General features: G+C 77.9%; 2 protein-coding genes and 1 pseudogene. All 3 read left to right on the top strand.

Translation table 11 applies throughout. The annotated features are described in order from the left end of the window. Positions 1-733, top strand: a pseudogene (locus FGW31_RS16430) (hypothetical protein); the annotation flags it as partial. Beyond that, entirely contained in the window at positions 730-1,437 is a 708-nt protein-coding gene (locus FGW31_RS16425; RefSeq protein ID WP_142194183.1) for a DUF4255 domain-containing protein, read from the top strand. The pseudogene FGW31_RS16430 and the gene FGW31_RS16425, both read left to right, overlap by 4 nt. Then, on the top strand, positions 1,434-2,974 hold a 1,541-nt coding region (locus tag FGW31_RS16420), incomplete at its 3' end, for an ATP-binding protein (protein ID WP_185907432.1). The genes FGW31_RS16425 and FGW31_RS16420, both read left to right, overlap by 4 nt.

Below are 2,974 nucleotides of genomic sequence, written 5' to 3'. Positions count from 1 at the left end.
GCAGCCGCCGACCAGCCCGCCGCCCACCACCGTGCCGCCCACCACCCCGCCGCCCGGCACCCCGCCGCCGGAACCGCCCCCTCCCGCCGCCGGGCCCGGCGTGCGCGTCAGCGCCCAGCCGAACCCCGGCTACGTCGGCGGCCGGGGGGTGGTGACGTACACCGTGCGCAACGGCCGCAACGCGCTGGCGACCGGGCTGCGGCTGCGCATCGGGATACCCGGCGGCATCCCGAACAGCGGTCCGCCGGCGGGCTGCGACGCCTCCTGGCGGTGCGCGCTGCCGGACCTGGAACCGGGCGCGAGCACCGTCGTCCGGGTCGTCCTCAGCCCCGACAAGGCGCTGACCGGCCGCGTCACCGGCGACCTCACCACCACCGGCACGGACGCCGACCGGAGCGACAACACCGCCCGGCAGCGGCTGCGCATCCTGCAGCCGCGCATCGTCGCGGTGCCGGAGGTCGGCAAGCCCGGCTTCGTCACCTCCGTACGCGGCAAGGACTTCCCGCCGGGCGTGCCGGTGCGGTTCGCCTGGAAGCCGGGGATCACCGCGGCGGCGGCACCGACCGTGCCGAAACCGGACGGCACGTTCATCGGCCAGCTGCTGATCCTCGCCAAGGACCAGACCGGGCCGCGCGTCATCACCGCCAGGGGCCCCGGTTTCTCCCCGGTGAAGACCGACTTCCTGGTGGTCAGCGGCACCGTGCAGCCACCCGACGAGGTGACCCGCCGGTGATCCACGAGGTCGACGAGGCGCTGCGCCGACTCCTCGGCGAGTCCGGCCTGGAGACGTCCGGCGTCGAGGTGGTCTTCGACGCCCCCACCCGCGACTGGGCCGCGCGCCGCAGCGCACCGACGGTCTGCGCCTTCCTGTACGACATCCGCGAGGACACCGCCCGGCGCGGCAGCGGCGCCGGAGAGGTGTACGACGCGGACGGGCACCTCGTGGCGCGGCGCACCCCGCCCCGCTGGTTCGAGCTGACCTACCTGGTCACGGCGTGGGCGAGCCGCCCGCAGGACGAACACCGGCTGCTGTCGCAGGTGCTCGCCTGCCTGGTGGCCACCGACACCCTGCCCGCCCGCCTGCTCACCGGCACACTCGCCGAACTGGGCCTGACCGTGTCGCTGGACACCGCCGGGGCCGGGTCCGACGCACCGGCCGCCGCCGACGTGTGGTCGGCGCTCGGCGGGGAGCTGAAGGCGTCGCTCGCGGTGCGGGTACGGGCGCCGCTCGCCGGGGCGGCCACGGCCGCCGCGCCGCCGGTCACCGAAGGGCTCGTCGTACGCGCCACCGCCCGGCACGAGAGCGGGGACGCGGAACCGGGACGCCGGTTGCGCTACACCGGGGCCGGCGACCCGGGCCCGCAGGGCTTCACCGCCCCGCGTGAACGAGGCGCCGCGCCCGCCCGGCGACGCCGCCGGGGAGACCGCCAGCCATGACGCACCCCGCGGAACCCGTCGCGGACGACGCAGCCGCCGACTCCGCCGCAGCCGCCGACTCTGCCGACTCCGCCGCAGCCGTCCACGGGGACGCCGATGTTCTGTGGATCCGTCTCCGTGCCGTCGAAGGGCGGGTCCGGCACGCGGTCGCGGTCCGGCGGGCCGCCGACCCCGACCCCGACGACCCGTACCGCGGCCAGTACCTCACCCCCGACGCGGTGGCCCGCATCCTGGACACGCCGGGCGGCCTCGACCTGCCCGCCCACGCACCGTGGCACCCGCCGGCCGGTTCCGTCCTCGGCGCACTCGCCGCACGGTTCGGGCTGACGCCGCTGGACCTGGACCTGCTCCTGGTCGCGGTCGCGCCCGACCTGGACGCTCGTTTCGAACGGCTCTACGGCTACCTCAACGACGACCTGACCCGCCGCCGGCCCACGGTCGGACTCGCCCTGGAACTGTGCGGGCTCGCCGGCGCGTCGCCCGCCCGGTTCCGCCTCGCCGCCGGGGCCCCGCTGATCGCGCGCGGCCTGCTGGAGGTCACCGAGCCGGAACGGCCGCCGCTCTCCCGCGTCCTGGTGGTCCCCGACCGGGTCACCGCGCACCTCCTGGGCGACGCGCGGCCCGACGCCCGGCTCGCCGGCGTACTCGACGAGGCCCGCGACGACCCGACCGCCGGGCCCGAGGACGTCCACCGGACGGCGGCCGCGGCCGGCACCGGCCTCGTCCACCTGCGCACCCGGGGCGGCGACGCCGAGGGCCTGGCCACCGCGGCGCTGCGCGCGGCCGGACGGCGCCCGCTCGTCCTGGACGCGGCGGCGCTCGCCCGGCGTCCCGGCGACGTACCGGAGCTGGCGCGGGTGGCCGCGCTCGAAGCCCGCCTGACCGGTGCCGGAATCGTCCTCGGCCCGCTTCAGGCGCTGCCCGCGGAACCCGCCGAACGGGCCCGCACGCTGCGCACGTTGTGCACGGCACTGCGGGGAATCCCGCTGCTGACGCACGGCACCGTCGGCTGGGACCCGGCCTGGGCGACCGACACACCCGTCGTCCTGACCGTGCCGGCGCCCTCACCCGAGCGACAGGCCGCACGCTGGCGCCACGCCCTGGAACGGGCCGCCGGCGACGGCCCGTTCGACGGCTCGATCAGCGACTCGGCCGACGGTTCGATCAGCGACTCGGCCGACGGCTCGATCAGCGACTCGGACGGCGGCTCGATGAGCGACTCGGCCGGCGGCTCCGCGACCGGCGGCGTCGAGGCGCTCGCCCGTGCCGTCGCCGCACACCGCCTGGACTCCGGGCAGCTGCGCCGCGCCGCCGACGTCGCCGTGCGCACGGCCGCCCTCGCGGGCCGCCCGGTCCGCGCCGACGACCTGCGCACCGCCGTACGGGCCCAGAACGGCGCGGGCCTCGACCGGCTCGCCCGCCGGATCGAGCCGGCCGTCGGCTGGGGCGACCCGGGGCTCCCGCCCACCACCCCCCCGCGGCTGCGCGAACTCGCGCTGCGCGCCCGCCACCGCGAGCAGGTGCTCGGGCAGTGGGG

Origin of the sequence: Streptomyces calvus (assembly GCF_006782915.1) — a bacterium.
GTDB lineage: Bacteria > Actinomycetota > Actinomycetes > Streptomycetales > Streptomycetaceae > Streptomyces > Streptomyces calvus.
The sequence above is the reverse complement of the archived record's forward strand: the minus strand, read 5'-3'. Positions and strand labels throughout refer to the sequence as shown.